The 14,914-nt window shown below is 70.6% G+C and carries 11 protein-coding genes; 7 read left to right on the top strand and 4 right to left on the bottom strand.

Annotated features, from left to right (window positions below; translation table 11 throughout):
• The first annotated feature begins 25 nt into the window (after positions 1 to 25).
• Complete coding sequence (locus ACJMNC_RS15940) at positions 26 to 1,567, top strand: dolichyl-phosphate-mannose--protein mannosyltransferase (RefSeq protein ID WP_408948989.1); 1,542 nt, start codon at positions 26 to 28, stop codon at positions 1,565 to 1,567.
• Positions 1,568 to 2,297: 730 nt separating this feature from the next.
• The gene (gene rsmI / locus ACJMNC_RS15935) at positions 2,298 to 3,140 is read left to right on the top strand and encodes a 16S rRNA (cytidine(1402)-2'-O)-methyltransferase (RefSeq protein ID WP_408948947.1); all 843 of its coding nucleotides are present in this window, start codon (positions 2,298 to 2,300) and stop codon (positions 3,138 to 3,140) included.
• A 72-nt stretch (positions 3,141 to 3,212) separates the two neighbouring features.
• On the opposite strand, the gene ACJMNC_RS15930 is transcribed toward rsmI, so the two are convergent.
• The 4 genes from ACJMNC_RS15930 to ACJMNC_RS15915 form a co-directional block, all read right to left on the bottom strand.
• Positions 3,213 to 4,517 (bottom strand): aminodeoxychorismate synthase component I, encoded by a 1,305-nt coding sequence (locus ACJMNC_RS15930; protein ID WP_408948946.1) that lies wholly within the window; start codon positions 4,515 to 4,517, stop codon positions 3,213 to 3,215.
• Positions 4,514 to 6,055: a methionine--tRNA ligase gene (metG, locus tag ACJMNC_RS15925; RefSeq protein WP_408948945.1), complete on the bottom strand. Its 1,542-nt coding sequence runs from the start codon at positions 6,053 to 6,055 to the stop codon at positions 4,514 to 4,516. The genes ACJMNC_RS15930 and metG overlap by 4 nt, the downstream gene beginning before the upstream one ends.
• 129 nt (positions 6,056 to 6,184) lie before the next feature.
• Positions 6,185 to 8,614: a glycoside hydrolase family 65 protein gene (locus ACJMNC_RS15920; RefSeq protein WP_408948944.1), complete on the bottom strand. Its 2,430-nt coding sequence runs from the start codon at positions 8,612 to 8,614 to the stop codon at positions 6,185 to 6,187.
• Between the two features lies 1 nt (position 8,615).
• Positions 8,616 to 9,356, bottom strand: coding sequence for an HAD family hydrolase (locus ACJMNC_RS15915; protein WP_408948943.1), 741 nt, complete (start codon positions 9,354 to 9,356; stop codon positions 8,616 to 8,618).
• Between the two features lie 92 nt (positions 9,357 to 9,448).
• Here ACJMNC_RS15915 and ACJMNC_RS15910 point away from each other — a divergent pair, with 92 nt between their 5' ends.
• The 5 genes from ACJMNC_RS15910 to ACJMNC_RS15890 all read left to right on the top strand — a co-directional run.
• Positions 9,449 to 10,303: a TatD family hydrolase gene (locus ACJMNC_RS15910; protein ID WP_408948988.1), complete on the top strand. Its 855-nt coding sequence runs from the start codon at positions 9,449 to 9,451 to the stop codon at positions 10,301 to 10,303.
• A gap of 112 nt (positions 10,304 to 10,415) precedes the next feature.
• Positions 10,416 to 11,489: a transglycosylase family protein gene (locus tag ACJMNC_RS15905; RefSeq protein WP_408948942.1), complete on the top strand. Its 1,074-nt coding sequence runs from the start codon at positions 10,416 to 10,418 to the stop codon at positions 11,487 to 11,489.
• Positions 11,490 to 11,587: 98 nt separating this feature from the next.
• Positions 11,588 to 12,499 carry a 16S rRNA (adenine(1518)-N(6)/adenine(1519)-N(6))-dimethyltransferase RsmA gene (gene rsmA / locus ACJMNC_RS15900; protein WP_408948987.1) on the top strand — a complete coding sequence of 304 codons (912 nt, stop codon included), beginning with the start codon at positions 11,588 to 11,590 and terminating at the stop codon, positions 12,497 to 12,499.
• Positions 12,496 to 13,422: a 4-(cytidine 5'-diphospho)-2-C-methyl-D-erythritol kinase gene (locus ACJMNC_RS15895; protein WP_408948941.1), complete on the top strand. Its 927-nt coding sequence runs from the start codon at positions 12,496 to 12,498 to the stop codon at positions 13,420 to 13,422. Before rsmA ends, ACJMNC_RS15895 begins: the two co-directional genes overlap by 4 nt.
• Positions 13,423 to 13,424: 2 nt before the next feature.
• Positions 13,425 to 14,914: ABC-F family ATP-binding cassette domain-containing protein (locus ACJMNC_RS15890; protein ID WP_408948940.1), on the top strand; the 1,490-nt coding region annotated here is incomplete at its 3' end.

The raw sequence follows: 14,914 nt of genomic DNA, 5'->3' as shown, positions 1-14,914 counted from the left end.
TCCCGCCGTCCTCGATCGCGCCACCGTGGTGCCGCGACCCCGCACCGAGGACCTGGGCACCTCCCCGCGGCCGGAGATTCCCGAGCCGGTCTTCGGCGCGCCCGACCGGCTCCGCGGCACCGTCGTCGGCGTCGTCATCACCCTGATCGCGGTGGTCACCCGGTTCTGGGATCTGACGCACCCCACCGACAAGGGCACCCCGGTCTTCGACGAGAAGCACTACGTGCCGCAGGGCTGGCAGGTGCTCACCGGCGGGAACTGGATCGAGCACAACCCCGGCTACGGCCTCGTCGTGCATCCGCCGGTGGGCAAATGGCTGCTCGCGGCCGGCGAATGGATGTTCGGCTACGGGCCGATGGGCTGGCGTTTCTTCTCCGCCGTCGCCGGGGTGGCGATCGTGCTGGCCATCTATCTGATGGTGCGGCGGCTGACCCGTTCGACGCTGATCGGCGCGCTCGCCGGGATCTTCGCGATCTGCGACGGCGTGCTGTTCGTGCAGTCGCGGATGGGCATGCTCGACATCTTCCAGGCGCTGTTCGTGGTGCTGGCGCTCGCGGCGCTGATCGCCGACCGCGACCAGGTGCGCGAACGTCTGCACCGGGCGTACCTGCAGGGCCGGATCGCGCAGACCCCGTACGGTCCGCGGCTGGGTTTCCGCTGGTACCGGTTCGCGGCCGGGGTGTCGCTGGGGCTGGCGTGCGGCACCAAATGGTCGGGCATCTACTTCGTCGTCTTCTTCCTGGTGCTGGCGCTCGGCTTCGACGTGGCCGCCCGCCGGGCCTATCACGTGCCGCGGCCGTGGCGCGGTGTGCTGCGCCGCGACCTGGTGCCGTCGGCGGCGTCGCTGGCGGTGCTGCCGGTGCTCATCTATCTGGCGACCTTCGCGTTCTGGCTGCGCTCGGAGACCTCGGTGTACCGCTACGTGGTGGGCACCGAGGTGGGGCAGAGCGGACCGTTCGCCTGGGTGCCGGCCGCCTTCCGGTCGTTCTGGTACTACGAGACCGGGATCCTCGAGTTCCACGAGGGGCTGACCAACGCGGCCGGCAACCACCACCCGTGGGAGTCCAAGCCGTGGACCTGGCCGATGGGGCTGCGGCCCATGCTGTACGCCATCGACTACGGCCCGGACCAGTGCGGCGGCGACGACTGCGTCCGCGCGCAGATGCTGGTGGGCACCCCGGCGCTGTGGTGGCTGGCGGTGCCGATGCTCGCCTGGGGCCTGTGGCGGCTGATCTTCCGTCGGGACTGGCGGTACGCGCCGGTGCTGGTCGCCTACGGCGCCGCGCTGCTGCCGTGGTTCACCACCATCGACCGCCAGATGTACTACTTCTACGCCACCGCGATGGCCCCGTTCCTGGTGATGGGGCTGGCGCTGTGCTGCTCCGACGTGCTCGCCTCGGCGCCCCGCGGCCAGAACTCGGAGAAACGGGCGCTCTCGGTGCTCGCCGTCTCCTTCTACGTGGCCCTGGTCGTGGTGAACTTCGCCTGGCTCTGGCCCATCCTCACCGGCGCCCCGATCAGCAACGACATGTGGAGCAACCAGCTCTGGCTCCCGAGCTGGACATGACCCGCCCCTCCGCCGCCGCCCGAGTCCCGCCCGAGCCTCGCTTTTCTGTTGGTGGCCGAGCCTTCGTTGGTGGCCGAGTGCCGCCCGAGGTACGAGGGCGGTGTATCGAGGCCCGGCGGGCTCGGTGTGTGGTCTCGATACGCCCGCCTCGGCTGGCGCCTCGTCGGGCACTCGACCACCGAGTAGCGGTGCCGTCCGAGTCCGGCTTTTCTGTTGGTGGCCGAGTGCCGTCCGAGGTACGAGGGCGGTGTATCGAGGCCCCGCCCGCCCGGTGTGTGGTCTCGATACGCCCGTCTCGGCTAGCGCCTCGTCGGGCACTCGACCACCAGAAACCAGTGCCGTCCGAGGTCCGCTCTTCTGTTGGTGGCCGAGTGCCGTCCGAGGTACGAGGGCGGTGTATCGAGGCCCGGCGGGCCTGGTGTGTGGTCTCGATACGCCCGTCTCGGCTAGCGCCTCGTCGGGCACTCGACCACCGAGAACCAGCGCCGCCCGAGGCCTACTCTTCCGTTGGTGGCCGAGTGCCGTCCGAGGTACGAGGGCGGTGTATCGAGGCCCGGCCGGCTCGGTGTGTGGTCTCGATACGCCCGTCTCGGCTGGCGCCTCGTCGGGCACTCGACCACCAGAAACCAGTGCCGCCGGAGGGACGAGGGCGGTGTATCGAGGCCCCGCCCTCTACCCGCCGCCGCACCACCGCATCGCCACCCCACCCCCGAAACCCGTGGAGCATCCCATGACCGACGGCGCCCTTGTTCTCGCCGGCACCCCGATGGGCCAGCCCGGCGACGCCTCGCCGCGCCTGCGCGAGGCCCTCGCGACCGCCGACATCGTCGCCGCGGAGGACACCCGCCGCGCCAAGGCGCTCGCCGCCTCCCTGGACGTGCAGATCGGCGGTCGGCTCCTCAGCTACTACGACCAGGTGGAGGCGCAGCGCGCACCGAAGCTGGTGGAGGCCATCGCCGGCGGCTCGACCGTCCTGCTGATCACCGACGCCGGCATGCCGTCGGTGAGCGACCCGGGCTACCGCCTCGTCGCCGCCTGCGCCGACGCCGGCCTGCGGGTGACCTGCCTGCCCGGCCCGAGTGCGGTCACCACGGCCCTGGCGGTCTCCGGCATGCCCTCCGAACGCTTCTGCTTCGACGGTTTCGCCCCGCGCAAACCGGGGGCGCGCCAGGACTGGTTGGCGTCGCTGCGCACCGAGCGGCGCACCGTCGTCTTCTTCGAGTCCCCGCACCGGCTGGCGCAGACCCTCGCCGACGCCGCCGCGGTGCTCGGCGACCGGCGCCGCGGCGCCGTCTGCCGGGAGCTCACCAAGACCTACGAGGAGGTGCGCCGCGGCGGACTCGGCGAGCTCGCCGCCTGGGCCGCCGACGGGGTGAAGGGCGAGATCACCGTGGTGATCGCCGGCGCCGACGAGATCGACTCCGAGGCCGACCTCGACTCGGTGGTCGCCTCGGCGGCCGCGCTGGCCGAGGCCGGCGCCCGTCTCAAGGACGCGTGCGCTCAGGCGGCGGCCGGCACCCCGTTCTCCCGTCGCGAGGTCTACGAAGCGGTGCTGACGGCCCGCCGGTCCTGAGTTCGCTGCCTGATTTCGGGTTCGCATCCTCAGCTCAGGCAGCGAACCCGAAATCAGGCAGCGAGAACCGGGTCAGTCGCCGGATCGGGTGCGCGAAACGATGGCCGCGGCCTTGTCGAGGCACTCCTGCCACTCGGCGGCCGGGTCCGAGTCGTAAGTGATGCCGCCGCCCACCCCGAGGACCAGCGAACCGTCCGGGTCGACGGCGACGGTGCGGATCGCGACGTTCAGATCCAACTCCACTCCGGTGCTCCCCGGGCCCGTCGACGGACCGGCGACTCCCACGGCGCCGCAGTAGAAGCCGCGCGGGAACTGCTCCCATTCGGCGATCAGTTCGGCGGCCCGGATCTTGGGGGTGCCGGTCACCGATGCGGGCGGGAAGGCGGCGTCGATCAGGGCGTCGTTGCCGACGGTGTGGTCGAGATCGGCGGCGACCGTGGAGACCAGATGCCACACACCGGGGGCGCCGACCACGGTCAGCAGATCCGGGACGCGGACGCTGCCGGTGCGGGCCACCCGGCCCAGGTCGTTGCGCACCAGGTCGACGATCATGACGTTCTCGGCGACGTCCTTGGCCGAGTTGCTCAGCGCCACCGGGTCGGCGCCCGACGGCAGGGTGCCCTTGATCGGCGACGAGGTGACCGTGCCGCCGCTCCGGCGCAGGAACGACTCCGGGGAGAAGCTCGCCACCGACCCCCAATCGCCGTGCAGGAACGCGGCTTTCGCGGGGGTGGTGGCCGCGGCGACGTCGGCGAAGAAGTCGATCGGGGCGCCGTCGAGGGTGCCGGTGAATCGGGTGCAGATGCAGGCCTGGTAGACCTCGCCGTCGGCGATCGCCTCGCGACAGGCCGCGATGGCCTGCAGGTGCGGGTCGGACTGCGGTGCGGTCCAGGAGGTGCGCCACGGGCCGGGGTGGGGCGGATCGTCGTGCGCGGCGAGGACCTCGGCGACCCAGTCCGGGCAGGGGCGGCCGGTGGCGCTGCGCCAGGACCAGGCACCGCCGCGGAGCTCGAGGATGCCGTCGGTGAGGCCGCCGACGACGGTGGTGGTGGTGGGGGGCCTCGGCCTCGATACACCGCCCTCGTTCCTCGGGCGGCACTCGGCCACCGAGGAAGGCTCGGCCACCGAGGGCGAGTCGGCCACCAAAGTGGAGTCGGCCACCGAGGGGGAGTCGGGCGGCGCGGGGAAGGGGAGGGCGCCGAACCAGAAGGCGTCGGGGCGGTCGGGGAGGGCGGTGCCGGGGGTGATCGCGATGGAGGGGGCGATCACGGCGTCGGCGCCGAGCCAGTCGCCGACCAGCCCGGCGGGTCCGGGCCGGCCGTCGGCGACGGCGCGGGCGTGCAGCGCTCGCAACAGGTCGAGCGCGCTGAGCGTCATGCCTGAGCGGGCGCTTCGTACCGCGGGAAGACCGGGGACGGCTTGGGCAGCGGGGTGCCCGGCAGCAGCCGGGTGGTCACCGCGGAGAACTCACGCTGATCGGCGCCGACGGCCAGCAGATCCAGCACCTTGCCGGCCGACTCGGGCATCACCGGCTGCGTCAGCAGGCTCACGATCCGCACCACCTCGGCGCACACGTACAGCACGGTGGCGGTGCGCGGCAGATCGGTCTTGGCCAGCTTCCACGGCTCCTGCGCCGAGATGTACCGGTTGGTCTGCGCCAGCACCGACCACAGCGCCTCCAGACCCAGATGGATGGCCTGGTCGTCGAAGTGCCGGCGCATTGTGGCGAGCAGCTCCCCGGCGGCGTCGAGCAGTTCGGTGTCCTGCGCGGTGAACTCGGTGGGCTCGGGCACCGCACCGCCGAAGTACTTGCCGATCATGCTCAGCGTGCGCTGCGCCAGGTTCCCGTACTCGTTGGCCAGGTCGGCGTTGATGCGGGAGATGATCGCCTCGGTGGAGTACGAGCCGTCCTGCCCGTACGAGACCTCGCGCAGGAAGAAGTAGCGCACCGGATCCAGACCGAACTCGTCGATCAGCGCCTCCGGGTCGATCACATTGCCGATCGACTTGCTCATCTTCTCGCCCTTGTTGAACAGGAAGCCGTGCGCGAACACCCGCTTGGGCGGCTCCAGACCCGCGCTGAGCAGAAACGCCGGCCAGTACACGCAGTGGAACCGGATGATGTCCTTGCCGATGATGTGCAGATCGGCCGGCCAGTACCTCCCGAAGCTCTCCGCGTCGGCGGGATAGCCCACCCCGGTCAGGTAGTTGGTCAGCGCGTCCACCCACACGTACATGACGTGCTTCTCGTCGCCGGGCACCGGCACACCCCAGTCGAAGGTGGTGCGGGAGATCGACAGATCCGTCAGCCCGCCCTTGACGAAGCTGATCACCTCGTTGCGCCGGCTGTCCGGGCCGATGAACTCCGGATGTTCGGCGTACAGCTCGAGCAGTCGGTCCTGGTAGGCCGAGAGCCGGAAGAAGTAGGTCTGCTCCTCGGTCCAGGTGAGCACGTGCCCGTTCTCGGTGGCCACGACGGTGCCGTCCTCGCGGACGGTGGTCTCGGCCTCGGTGTGGAAGCTCTCGTCGCGGACGTCGTACCAGCCCGAGTACGAGTCGAGATAGATGTCGCCGCTCTCGACCATCGCCTTCCAGATGGTCTGGGAGGCGGTGTGATGGTCGGCGTCGGTGGTGCGGATGAACCGGTCGAAGCTCGAACCGAGCCGCTCCTGCAGCGCCTGGAAGCGGTCGGAGTTGCGCCGGGCCAGCTCCGCGGTCGCGATGCCCTCGGCCTCGGCCGTCTGCTGCATCTTCTGGCCGTGTTCGTCGGTGCCGGTCAGGAACTTCACGTCGTACCCGTCGAGCCGCTTGAAGCGGGCCAGGGCGTCGGCCGAGATGTACTCGTAGGCGTGCCCGATGTGCGGGGCGCCGTTCGGGTAGGCGATGGCCGTGGTGATGTAGAACGGTGGGCGCATAGTGCTCACAGAATACCTGCCGATCACATCGTGATTCGCGGCCGCACACGGCAACGCCGCGCAGGACGCTCGACGACGACGATCACCCCGGACGACCGCGCACCGGGGCGCCGGGCCCGCGACCGGCGGTCAGCCCCGGGCGTACGGCTCGCAGCCCTCCGGCGCGGCCGGCGGCTCGCCGACGTGGATCGCGTCGATGGGCAGGGTGACCGGGGCGTCGCTGAGGGTGAACCGCTGCCCGTGGTGGGCCAGCTCGATCGGCGGACCCGACAGCAGCCGGTAGGTGGCCTTCTCCGGATCGATCGCCACCACGATCCGCGACTCGCGCATCACCATGCGGAACGAGAGGTAGCTGAGCTTGCGCGGCAGCCGCGGGGCGAAGGTGATCATCCCGCCGAAGTCGCGCATGCCGCCGAAGCCGGCCACGCAGTCGGTCCACGCCCCGGCCAGGGCCGCGATGTGCAGTCCCGACGAGACGTTGTTGTGCAGGTCGTGCAGATCGGTGAAGACCGACTCGCTGAGCAGGTCGTACGACAGATCCAGGTAGCCCACCTCGGCCGCGGTGACCGCCTCGCAGCACGCCGAGAGCGACGAGTCGCGCACCGTGATCGGGTAGTAGTAGTCGAAGTTCGCCTTCTTCTGCTCGGCGGTGAAGTGATCGCCGAACAGATACAGCGCGAAGACCAGGTCGGCCTGCTTGACCACCTGCTTGCGGTACAGGTCGAAGTACGGGTAGTTCAGCAGCAGCGGGTACTTGTCCTTGGACCGCTCGAAGTCCCACCGGTCGAGCAGGGTGAACGCCTCACACTGCTGGTGCACGCCCAGGTTCTGGTCGTACGGGATGGTCATGTCGTCGGCGCAGTGCGTCCAGTGGGAGGCCTCCTCCTCGGTCACGCCCAGCTGGTTGGCCACCGCGGGCTGCCGGGCCACCGAGACCACGGCGTCCCGGAGCGCTTGCTGCGCAGCGAGATTGGTGAAGACGTTGTTGTTGATGATCGCCGTGTACTCGTCGGGTCCGGTGACGCCGTCGATACGGAACCGGCCGCTGCCGTCGTGGTGGCCGAAGCCGGCGAAGAAGCGGGCGATCTCCACCAGCAGTTCCACGCCGCACTCGATCTCGAAGGCCTCGTCGCCGGTGGCGCGCAGATAGCGTCCGGTGGCGTTGGCGATGTCGGCGGAGACGTGCACGCCGGCGGTGCCGGCCGGCCAGTAGCCGGAACACTCGTCGCCGTTGATGGTGCGCCACGGGAACATCGCACCCTCCTGGCCGAGTTCGGCGGCCCGGGCGCGTGCCTGATCGAGCATCGAATGCCGCCAGCGCAGTTCCTCGCCGGCCGCAGCCGGCAGCGTGTAGGTGAGCATCGGGAGCACGAAACTCTCGGTGTCCCAGAAGGTGTGGCCGTCGTAGCCCACCCCGGTCAGTCCCTTGGCGGGAATCGACCGCGACTGTCCGCGGGCACCGGCCTGCAGCACGTGGAAGAGCGAGAAGCGCACTGCCTGCTGCAGCTCCGGGTCGCCCTCGAGCTCGATGTCGGCGTCGTGCCAGAACTCGTCGAGGTACGCCGCCTGCTCGGCTTTGAGTGCGTCCCAGCCGGTTTCGCCGGCCATCGCCAGTGCGGCCTCGACCTGGGAGCGCAGCGCGGGCACGCTGCGGCGGGCCGACCAGCCGTAGGCCAGATATTTGGTCAGCACCAGTTTGGTGCCCTGCGGGACGGTGGCGGCCACCGTCATGCGGGCCAGGTCGCCGTCGGCGCGGATGAAGGTGTCGGCGTTGGCGGGGATCTGCAGTTCGTGATCCATCGCCGCGGCCATGGTGAGCGCGGACCGCTTGGTGTGGTGCACCAGCACCGCCGAATAGTCCTCGCAGTCGGCCAGGTCGGAGATCAGCGGATTGTCCAGTGCCGCAGCCAGTCGCGGATCGTTGCCCTGCGCCGGCACCGGCTCGTTGGCCAGCAGATCGGACTGCAGGACCAGCTTCATGTCCTCGCCGATCGGCTCCACCTCGTAGCGGATGGCGACGATGGTGCGCTTGGTGAACGAGACCAGCCGCTCGGACTGGATGCGCACCGTGCGCCCGGTGGGCGAGGTCCACAGGGTGTTCCGGCGCAGGGTGCCGGTGCGGAAGTCCAGCACCCGCTCGTGGTCGACGGTGCGGCCGTAACGCAGATCCATCGGCTCGTCCTCGACCAGCAGCCGGATGATCTTGCCGTCGGTCACGTTCACCACGGTCTGCCCGGCCTCGGGGTAGCCGTAGCCGCTCTCGGCGTACGGCAGGTCGCGCTGCTCGTAGAAACCGTTGAGGTAGGTGCCCGGCTGATCCACCGGTTCGCCCTCCTCGAAGGTGCCGCGCAGACCGATGTGCCCGTTGGACAGGGCGAACAGCGATTCGGTGCGGCCGATCATCCCGATGTCCTTGCCGCGCCAGCACAGCTGCCACGGGTGCACGTCGAAGCCGTGCGCCTGGTGCTGACCGTGCTGCGGGATGTTCGCCGGGTCGGTGTGGCTGGCGGTGTCGCCGTGCGTGGTGTGGGTGAAGTCGTCGACGATGGGTTCAGCCATGTCAGTTGCCCTCCTCGCTGCCGAGCAGTTCGTCCAGATCGTTGACCACCACCGAGGCACCGGCCTCGAGCATCGTCGCGCGCTGCTCGCCGCCGACGCGGTCGATGCCCACGACGTAGCCGAAGTGCCCGGCCGCGCCGGCCTGCACTCCGGAGATGGCGTCCTCGAAGACCGCGCACTCCGCCGGGTCGGCGCCCATCAGCTGCGCGCCGCGCAGATAGGAGTCGGGTGCGGGTTTGCCGGCGAGTTTCTCGGCGACGATGGTGTTGCCGTCCACCCGCTGTTCGACGAAGCGGTCGAGTCCGGCCGAGGCGAGCACCTGCTCGCCGTTTCTGCTGGAGGTGACCACCGCGATCCTCAGTCCGGCGTCGTGGGCGGCGGTCAGATAGCGCACCGAGCCCGGGTACGCGGTGGCGCCGTCCTCGGCCAGCTGGGCCAGGAAGGCGGCGTTCTTGCCGTCGGCGATCCGTTCCACGGTGGCATCGTCGACGACGATGCCGCGCGAGGCCAGGAAGCCGCGCACCCCGTCGGTCCGCGGCCGGCCGTCGACGTGGTCGAGATAGTCCTGCTCGGTGAACGGCCGCAGGTCCTCGCCATCGGCCGCGGGCGCATCCTGCGCACGCGCGGACAGGAAGGCGTTGAACGCGTCACGCCAGGCCGCCGTGTGGAGGGTGGCCGTGGTGGTGAGCACACCGTCGAGGTCGAAGAGCGCGACGGTGATCGGGGCAGGCAATCCGAGCACGGAGAAAACGCTACCTTGCGTCGGCCGCCTGTGCGGGGTTGGTGAACCAGGATCGGACCCGACCGGCACCGGTCGCGGGCGGGTCTGTGAGCATGGAGGCCGTGAGCAAGAAGAACCGTCGCCGCGAACCGCCGCCGGATCCGGAACCGTTGCCGGGTCTGGTCGATGCCCACACCCACCTGGCCGCATGCGGCGGGCGCAGCGCCGAATCGGTGACCGCGATCCTCGATCACGCGCAGCGGGTCGGGGTGGAGCAGGTGGTGACGGTGGCCGACGACATGGTGGATGCGCGCTGGGCGCTGCAGGCTGCGCACTGGGATGCGCGGGCCTTTGCCGCGGTCGGTCTGCATCCCACCCATGCCGCGGACCTGGACGAGGCGGCGCGGACCGAGCTCGAGGAGATGGTGGCCGACGAGCGGGTGGTGGCCGTCGGCGAGACCGGTCTGGACAACTACTGGATCGGCAAGTCGGAGGACTGCGCCGACGCGGCCACCCAGCGGGAGGCCTTCGCCTGGCACATCGACCTGGCCAAACGCTGCGGTAAGCCGCTGATGATCCACAACCGGGAGGCCGATCGGGAGCTGCTGGACGTACTCGCGGCCGAGGGCGACCCGGAGACGGTGATCATGCACTGCTTCTCCGGTGACCGGGAGGTGGCGCGCGAATGTCTGGACCGTGGCTATCTGCTGAGCTTCTCGGGAACTGTGACATTCCTCAATGCCGTGGAGCTGCAGGCGGCCGCGTCACTCGTCCCCGAAGCTCAACTGCTGGTTGAGACAGATGCGCCGTTCCTGACCCCGCATCCGTACCGTGGCCAGCCCAATCAGTCGTACTGCATCCCGTACACGGCGCGGGCGCTGGCGCAGATCCGCAGGGTCGACGTCGAACACATGGCCGATGTTCTGGGCGCCAACGCGCGACGCGCCTACCGCCTGCCGTTGCAGTAGCGACACCTTTTTCGTTACCGTGCTGTGATCCTTCCGGCAGGGGCGGAAGGGCTGATCGATTCACAGGATGTTTGCTTTGTCTGTTTTCAGCCGTATCAACACGACAACGTCGATGGGTACCCGCGTCGCCACCGGTGCACTGCTGGTGGCCGTCGCCGGCGGCGGCACCACCGCCGCCGTCATGCACAAGGACCTGACGCTGGCCGTCGACGGTGAGCAGATGCAGGTCTCCACCATGGCCTTCTCGGTGGGCGACGTCCTCGAGGACCACGGTGTCGCGCCGGCCGACGGCGACGAGGTCAACGTGGCACTGAGCTCCATGCCGCGCGACGGTCAGACCATCGTGGTCAACCGCCTCAAGCGCGTGGAACTGACCCTGGACGGGCGCAGCGAGACGGTCACCACCAACAAGAGCACCGTCCGCGAGATCCTCGACGAGCAGGGCCTGACCGCGGCCGCCGTCACCACCAGCCTCGACGACCGGCTGGCCGACGGCGCCGACGTGGACGTCATCCTGCCCAAGCCGATCATCCTCAACGACGGCGGCAAGACCGAACGCAAGGTGATCGCCGCCCGCAACGTCGGCGATCTGCTGGCCCGCACCGGCGCCCCGCTCGAAGCCGCCGACACCGTGGTGCCGGCCGCCGACACGCCGGTCAGCAAGGACATGCGGATCAAGGTCACCCGGGTGCGCACCGAGCAGGTCACCGTCGACGAGAAGGTCAAGGCCAAGCCGATCGAGCAGAAGGATCCCGAGCTCGTCACCGGCAAGCGCGAGACCCTCAAGCCCGGCACCGCGGGCAAGGCCAAGGTCACCTACAAGCTGACGAAGGTCAACGGCAAGGTCACCAAGCGCGAGAAGCTCTCCGAGAACGTGCTGGTGGAGCCCAAGCCGGCCACCGTGCGCGTGGGCACCAAGCCCGGCGCGCCGTTCGAGCCGACCGGCGTCTGGGACCAGATCGCGCAGTGCGAGTCCACCGGCAACTGGGCCATCAACTCCGGCAACGGTTTCTACGGCGGCATCCAGTTCACCCAGCAGACCTGGGAGGCCTTCGGCGGCACCGAGTACGCCCCGCGCGCCGACCTGGCCTCCCGCGAGGAGCAGATCGCCATCGGCAAGAAGGTCCAGGCCGCGCAGGGCTGGGGTGCCTGGCCCGCCTGCACCTCCAAGCTCGGCATGCGCTGAGCACGCAGCGTCGCGACGGCGCCGGATCCGGTGAAGCACCGGACTCCGGCGCCGTTCGCATCCGTCCCGCCGGACGGGGCGATTCTGCCGCCGGCCCGCTGATCGGGGATGATGGTCCGGTGACCGATGCAGACTCCGTGCGGCTCCTGGGCCCGGCGCAGATCCGTGCGCTGGCCGGGGAACTGAACGTGCGGCCCACCAAGACGCTGGGCCAGAACTTCGTGCACGACGCGAACACGGTGCGCAGGATCGTCGCCACCTCCGGGGTGACCGCCGACGACGTGGTCCTCGAGGTGGGCCCCGGCCTGGGCTCGCTCACTCTGGCGCTGCTCGAGACCGCGGGCGCAGTGGTCGCGGTGGAGATCGACCCGGTGCTCGCCGGCCGGCTGCCGGCCACCGTCGCCGACTACGCCCCCGGCCGCGACTTCTCGGTGGTCACCGCCGATGCGATGACCATGGTGCCCGACGATTTGCCGGTCGCGCCCACCGCGCTGGTGGCCAACCTGCCCTACAACGTGGCCGTGCCGGTGCTGCTGCATCTGATGGCGCAGTTCCCGGGTCTGCGCACCGCGCTGGTGATGGTGCAGGCCGAGGTGGCCGACCGGCTGGCCGCCGGACCCGGCAGCCGGGTCTACGGCGTGCCCAGCGTCAAGGCGCGGTTCTACGGCGAGGTGACCCGCGCCGGGGCGATCGGCCGCAACGTCTTCTGGCCCGAACCCAAGATCGAGTCCGGACTGGTGCGGATCGTGCGCACCGACCCGTTCGGCACCGACGGCGAACTGCGGAGCCGCACCTTCACCGCGATCGACGCGGCCTTCGCGCAGCGCCGCAAGACCATGCGCTCGGCGCTGTCGAGCTGGGCCGGCAGCGCCCCGCACGCCGAGGAACTGCTGCGGGCGGCCGGCATCGACCCGTCGATCCGCGGCGAACGCCTCGATGTGGCCGACTTCGTGCGGCTCGCCGAGGCGGGCCGGGAGGCCGGTCTGGCGGCGGGCGGGGGCGCCCGGTGAGCCCGTTCGCGCTCGGTGGGGCGCGCGCCCGCGTCCCGGCCAAGATCAACCTGCACCTGGGGGTGGGGCCGCTGCGCGACGACGGCTACCACGAACTCTCCACCGTCTTCTGCGCGATCTCCCTGTTCGACGAGGTGACGGTGCGCAGCGCCGACCACCTGCGGATCACCGTCAACGGCGACTCCGCGCGGCAGGTGCCCGCCGATCCGACGAACCTGGCCGCGCAGGCGGTGATGCTGGTCGCCGAATATCTCGAACGCCAGGATGCCAACGCCGAGATCGAGATCGACAAGCAGATCCCGGTGGCCGGCGGGATGGCCGGGGGATCGGCGGACGCGGCCGGCGGGCTGCTCGCCGCCTCCCGGCTCTGGCGCGGCGATCTGAGCCGCGACGAGCTGCTCTCGCTGGCCGCAGCCCTGGGCAGCGACGTGCCGTTCTCGGTGCTCGGCGGCACCGCCCTGGGCACCGGCCGCGGGGAGAAGCTGCTGCCCGTGCTCAACCGGTGCGAACTGAGCTGGGTGATCGCCGTCGCCAAGACCGGCCTGTCCACCCCGGACGTCTACCGCGAACTCGACCGGCTGCGCGCCGAGCGCGACGAGATCGTGCCGCCTCCCGGCCGGCCGGACGCGCTGTTGCGGGCGCTGGCCGCCGGCGACGTGACGGCGCTGGCGCCGCTGCTGCACAACGATCTGCAGCCGGCCGCCCTGTCCCTGCAACCCATGCTGCGCCGCACCCTGCGCGCGGGCACCGAAGCCGGAGCGCTGGCCGGAATCGTCTCCGGTTCCGGCCCGAGCTGCGTGTTCCTGTGCGCCGACCCGGACGCGGCGGTCTCGGTGGCCGCCGAACTGTCCGGCTCCGGGGTGGCCCGCAGCGTCAAGACCGCGTTCGGCCCGGTGGCCGGCGCAAGATTGGTGACCCCCTAGCGATGGCCGTACATCTGCTCGGTGCCGAGAACCTGCACCTGGAATACCCCACCCGCGTGGTCTTCGACTCGGTCACCCTCGGCGTGAACGAGGGCGACCGGATCGGGATCGTCGGCCGCAACGGCGACGGGAAGTCGTCGCTGCTGGGCATGCTGGCCGGCACCGTCGAACCCGACGGCGGCCGGGTCACCCGGCGCGGCGGGGTGCGGATGGGCGTGCTGGACCAGTCGGACACGCTGCGCGACGACGAGACCGTCGGACATGCGGTGGTCGGCGACGCCGACGAACACGAGTGGGCCGGTGATCCGCGGATCCGGGCGGTGATCGGCGGCCTGGTGCCCGACCTGGACTGGGCGGCCCGGGTGGGGACGCTCTCGGGTGGGCAGCGGCGCCGGGTGGCGCTGGCCGCGCTGCTGGTGGGCGACTGGGACGTGCTCGCGCTGGACGAGCCGACCAACCATCTGGACGTCGAAGGCATCGCGTGGCTGGCCGACCACTTGAAGAACCGGTGGGCGCCGACCGCCGGCGGCCTGCTGCTGATCACCCACGACCGCTGGTTCCTCGACGAGGTGGCCACCACCACCTGGGAGGTGCACGACCGCATCGTCGAGCCCTTCGAAGGCGGATACGCGGCGTACGTGCTGCAGCGGGTGGAGCGCGACCGGCAGGCCGCGGCGGCCGAAGCCAAGCGGCAGAACCTGATGCGCAAGGAGCTGGCCTGGCTGCGGCGCGGGGCGCCGGCCCGGACCAGCAAACCCAAGTTCCGGATCGACGCGGCCAACCAGCTCATCGAGAACGTGCCGCCGCCGCGCGACACCCTGGCCCTGAACCGGCTCGCGGTGGCCCGGCTCGGCAAGCAGGTCGTCGACCTCGAGGACGCCGGGGTGAGCTTCGACGGGCGCGAGGTGCTCCGCGATGTGCAGTGGCGGATCGCGCCCGGCGAGCGCACCGCCGTCCTCGGCGCCAACGGTGCCGGCAAGTCCACGCTGCTGGCCCTGATCGCGGGCACCCTGGAGCCGACCGCCGGCCGGGTCAAACGCGGCAAGACCGTGCAGCTCGGGGTGCTCGATCAGCAGTTCAGCCAGCTCGACGAGATCGTCGGCGACCGGGTGCGTGATGTGCTCGCGAACTACCGGACCGGCTACGAGATCGACGGCAAGGAGTTCACCCCGGCCCAGCTGCTCGAGCGGCTCGGTTTTGCCCGGGAGCATCTGTCGGCCCGGGTCGGCGAACTCTCCGGCGGCCAGAAGCGGCGCCTGCAGCTGCTGCTGGTGCTGCTCTCCGAACCGAACGTGCTGATCCTCGACGAGCCGAGCAACGACGTCGACACCGACATGCTCGCCGCCATGGAGGATCTGCTCGACTCCTGGCCCGGTACCCTCATCGTCGTCTCGCACGACCGCTACCTGCTCGAGCGGATCACCGACCAGCAGGACGCGATCGTCGACGGGCGGCTGCGGCATCTGCCCGGGGGAGTGGACGAGTACCTGCG

Source organism: Gordonia sp. VNK21 (genome assembly GCF_046098115.1).
Classification (GTDB): Bacteria; Actinomycetota; Actinomycetes; order Mycobacteriales; family Mycobacteriaceae; genus Gordonia.
This window is presented reverse-complemented; position numbering and strand designations above follow the sequence as displayed.

What these genes read in the sequence shown, in the direction of transcription:
- rsmI (WP_408948947.1), top strand. Translation starts at nt 2,298, where the DNA reads ATGACCGACGGCGCCCTTGTTCTCGCCGGCACCCCGATGGGCCAGCCC.
- ACJMNC_RS15930 (WP_408948946.1), bottom strand. Translation starts at nt 4,517, where the DNA reads ATGACGCTCAGCGCGCTCGACCTGTTGCGAGCGCTGCACGCCCGCGCC.
- metG (WP_408948945.1), bottom strand. Translation starts at nt 6,055, where the DNA reads ATGCGCCCACCGTTCTACATCACCACGGCCATCGCCTACCCGAACGGC.
- ACJMNC_RS15920 (WP_408948944.1), bottom strand. Translation starts at nt 8,614, where the DNA reads ATGGCTGAACCCATCGTCGACGACTTCACCCACACCACGCACGGCGAC.
- ACJMNC_RS15910 (WP_408948988.1), top strand. Translation starts at nt 9,449, where the DNA reads ATGGAGGCCGTGAGCAAGAAGAACCGTCGCCGCGAACCGCCGCCGGAT.
- ACJMNC_RS15905 (WP_408948942.1), top strand. Translation starts at nt 10,416, where the DNA reads ATGGGTACCCGCGTCGCCACCGGTGCACTGCTGGTGGCCGTCGCCGGC.